The following is a 3,447-nucleotide window of genomic DNA, read 5'->3' as shown; positions in this document are numbered from 1 at the left end:
GCCGCGGACGCCGAGTGGGCCACCGCCTGGGACGTCAACGTCATGGCGCACGTGCGCGCCGCCCGCGAGCTGCTGCCGGAGTGGCTGGAGCGCGGCGAGGGCCGGTTCGTGGCCACCGTCTCGGCCGCCGGCCTGCTGTCGATGGTCGGCGCCGCCCCGTACAGCGTCACCAAGCACGCCGCGCTCGCCTTCGCCGAGTGGCTGTCCCTGACGTACCGCCACCGCGGCATCGCCGTGCACGCGGTCTGCCCCCAGGGCGTACGCACCGGCATGCTCCGCGCCACCGGCGCGGCCGGCGACCTCGTCCTCGCCCCCGGCGCCATCGAGCCGCAGGAGGTCGCCGACGCCGTCCTGGCCGGCATCGCCGAGGACCGCTTCCTGATCCTGCCGCACCCCGAGGTCGCCGGTTACAGCGCCGTGCGGGCCACCGACCCGGACCGCTGGCTTGCGGGCATGAACCGCCTGCAGCGGACACTGGAGGACGGCCGGAGCTGAGGCGCACGGCCCGCGGACCTTCCCGGACGCCGGGACGGGCCGGGGTGCCGGGGCCGACACTGGAGGCAGGAACGACGAAGGGCGAGGACATGGCGACGACGACGGGCGGGAACAGCGGAACGGTGCCGGAGCGGCTGCTCGCCGCCGCCACCCGGCTCTTCGCCGAGCGGGGCTTCGACCGCACCTCGGTGCAGGAACTCGTCGAGGCCGCCGGGGTCACCAAGGGCGCGCTCTACCACTACTTCGGCTCCAAGGACGACCTGCTGCACGAGATCTACGCCCGCCTCCTGCGCCTCCAGCAGGAGCGCCTCGACCACTTCGCGGCGCTGGACGCCCCGGTCGAGCGGCGGCTGCGGGAGGCGGCGGCGGACGTCGTCGTCACCACCGTCGACCACCACGAGGACGCGCTGATCTTCTTCCGCTCGATGCACATGCTGAGCCCGGAGAAGTCCAAGGAGGTACGGGCGGAGCGGCGGCGCTACCACGAGCGCTTCCGCGGCCTCATCGAGGAGGGCCAGGCCGCCGGCGTGTTCTCCACCGCCACCCCGGCCGACCTGGTGGTGGACTACCACTTCGGCGCGCTGCACCACCTGGGCAGCTGGTACCGCCCGGACGGGCCCCTGTCGGCGCGGGAGGTCGGCGACCACCTGGCGGAGCTGCTGATGCGCGCCCTGCGCCCGTAGCGCCGGGGGCAGGAGCGCCGGAGCGCCGGGCCGTACGGACCGGCGCGCCCCCGGGCCCGTACGGCGCCGGTTCACGCGCCCGGCGCGTACTTCCTCAGCTCGCGCCGGGCCAGCGACCGCTGGTGCACCTCGTCCGGACCGTCCGCCAGCCGCAGCGTGCGCGCAGACGCCCACAGCTCGGCCAGCGGCGTGTCCTGGCTGACGCCCGCGGCGCCGTGCAACTGCACCGCGCGGTCCAGGATCCCCGTGACCTCGCGCGGCACGGCGATCTTGATGGCCTGGATCTCCGTGTGCGCGCCGCGGTTGCCGACCGTGTCCATCAGCCACGCGGTCTTCAGCACCAGCAGCCGCAGCTGCTCCACCGCCACCCGCGCGTCCGCGATCCACGTCTGCACCACGCCCTGCCGCGCCAGCTCCTTACCGAATGCCGAACGCTCCACCGCCCGCCGGCACATCAGCTCGATCGCCCGCTCCGCCATGCCGATGAGCCGCATGCAGTGGTGGATGCGGCCGGGACCCAGCCGCGCCTGCGCGATGGCGAAGCCGCCGCCCTCCGTGCCGATCAGGTTGGCCGCCGGGACCCGTACGTCGTCGAGGACGATCTCGGCGTGGCCGCCGTGCAGATGGTCCTCGAAGCCGTAGACCTGCATGGCGCGGCGGACGGTGAGGCCGGGGGTGTCGCGGGGGACCAGGACCATGGACTGCTGGCGGCGGGGATCGGTGCCGTGCGGGTCGGTCTTGCCCATGAGGATGAACACGGCGCAGTCCGGGTTCATCGCCCCGGAGATGTACCACTTGCGGCCGTTGACGACGTACGAGCCGCCGTCCCGCTCGATCCTGGTCTCGATGTTCGTGGCGTCGGAGGACGCGACGGCGGGCTCGGTCATCGCGAACGCCGACCGGATCCGGCCCGCCAGCAGCGGCTCCAGCCACCGCGCGCGCTGCTCCTCGGTGGCGAACTCGGCCAGCAGCTCCATGTTCCCGGTGTCCGGCGCGCTGCAGTTGAGCGCCAGGGGCGCCAGGTGGGGGCTGCGGCCGGTGATCTCGGCGAGCGGCGCGTACTGGAGGTTCGTCAGGCCCGCGCCGTACGTCGTGTCGGGGAGGAAGAGGTTCCACAGCCCGCGCGCGCGGGCCTCGGCGCGCAGCTCGTGCACGACCGGCGGGTGCACCCACGGGTCGCCCTGTGCGGCGAGCTGCGCGGCGGCGACCGGCTCGGCGGGGTGGACGTGCTCGGCCATGAACGCGAGGAGGCGCTCCCGCAGTTCCCCGGTGCGCGCGTCGGGTGCGAAGTCCATGGCCGGTCAGCCCTCCTGCAGAGTGGTGCGCCCGCCCGCGATGAACTGCGGCACCAGCTCGCCGATGCGGTCGAAGCCGGCGCCGACGGTCCGGCCGAGCGTGAAGCGGTAGTGGATGCCCTCCAGGATCACGGCGAGCTTGAAGTACGCGAAGGCCGTGTACCAGGCGACGCGGGAGACGTCCCGGCCGGACCGCTCCGCGTATCTGGCGGTGATCTCGGCGGCGGTCGGGTGGCCGGGGGCGCCGGCGGTGGTGGCGATGGGGGAGTCGGCGCCCGCGGGGGTGCTGTACATGGCCAGCAGGCCGAGGTCCGTGAGCGGGTCGCCGAGCGTCGACATCTCCCAGTCCAGGACGGCCGCCACGCTGTCGTCGGCGTCGACGAGGACGTTGTCGAGGCGGTAGTCGCCGTGGACGACGGCGGGCGCGGCGGCGGGCGGCAGGTCGCGGGCGAGGGCGTCGTGCAGCTCGTCGATGCCGGGCAGCTCGCGGCTGCGGGAGGCGTCGAGCTGCTTGCCCCAGCGGCGGAGCTGGCGCTCCAGGAAGCCGTCGGGGCGGCCGAAGTCGCCGAGGCCCACGGCGTCCGGGTCGACGGCGTGCAGGCCGACCAGGGTGTCGACGAGGCCGTCGACCACGGCGCGGGTGCGGACGGGGCCCAGGGGCGCCAGCTGCCCGGCCGCGCGGAACACGGTGCCGGGGACGGCCTCCATCACGTAGAAGGGGGCGCCGAGCACGGAGTCGTCGGCGCAGAACAGCAGCGTCTCCGGTACGGGGACGGGGGTGGGGTGCAGGGCGGTGAGCACGCGGTGCTCGCGGGCCATGTCGTGCGCGGTGGCGAGGACGTGGCCGAGCGGGGGACGGCGGACGACCCAGCGGCCGGTGCCGTCGGTGATGTCGTACGTGAGGTTGGACCGGCCGCCCTCGATGAGCCGGGCGCGGAGCCCACCGCGTACGAGCCCGGGGAGCTGCGCGTCGA

At 74.6% G+C, this 3,447-nt stretch carries 4 protein-coding genes; 2 read left to right on the top strand and 2 right to left on the bottom strand.

Features of this window, described 5'->3' with window-relative positions:
- The coding region (locus tag H5J30_RS22815) for an SDR family oxidoreductase (protein WP_181789253.1) at nucleotides 1-495 on the top strand (495 nt) is incomplete at its 5' end.
- Nucleotides 496-584: 89 nt separating this feature from the next.
- On the top strand, nucleotides 585-1,178 hold the full coding sequence (locus tag H5J30_RS22810) for a TetR/AcrR family transcriptional regulator (RefSeq protein ID WP_181789254.1): 594 nt from the start codon (nucleotides 585-587) through the stop codon (nucleotides 1,176-1,178).
- 71 nt (nucleotides 1,179-1,249) lie between these two features.
- Here H5J30_RS22810 and H5J30_RS22805 read toward each other — a convergent pair whose 3' ends face one another.
- Nucleotides 1,250-2,473, bottom strand: coding sequence for an acyl-CoA dehydrogenase family protein (locus H5J30_RS22805; protein ID WP_181789252.1), 1,224 nt, complete (start codon nucleotides 2,471-2,473; stop codon nucleotides 1,250-1,252).
- 6 nt (nucleotides 2,474-2,479) lie between these two features.
- Nucleotides 2,480-3,447, bottom strand: a 968-nt coding sequence (locus H5J30_RS22800) for a phosphotransferase family protein (RefSeq protein ID WP_181789251.1), incomplete at its 5' end; no start/stop codon positions are given.

Source organism: Streptomyces phytophilus, from assembly GCF_013870535.1.
In the GTDB taxonomy this organism is placed as follows: Bacteria; Actinomycetota; Actinomycetes; order Streptomycetales; family Streptomycetaceae; genus Streptomyces; species Streptomyces phytophilus.
Note: the sequence above shows the minus strand (reverse complement) of the source record. Positions and strands in the feature narration are given on the sequence as shown.

Coding starts and splice junctions, on each gene's coding strand:
- H5J30_RS22810 (WP_181789254.1), top strand. CDS start 585: ATGGCGACGACGACGGGCGGGAACAGCGGAACGGTGCCGGAGCGGCTG.
- H5J30_RS22805 (WP_181789252.1), bottom strand. CDS start 2,473: ATGGACTTCGCACCCGACGCGCGCACCGGGGAACTGCGGGAGCGCCTC.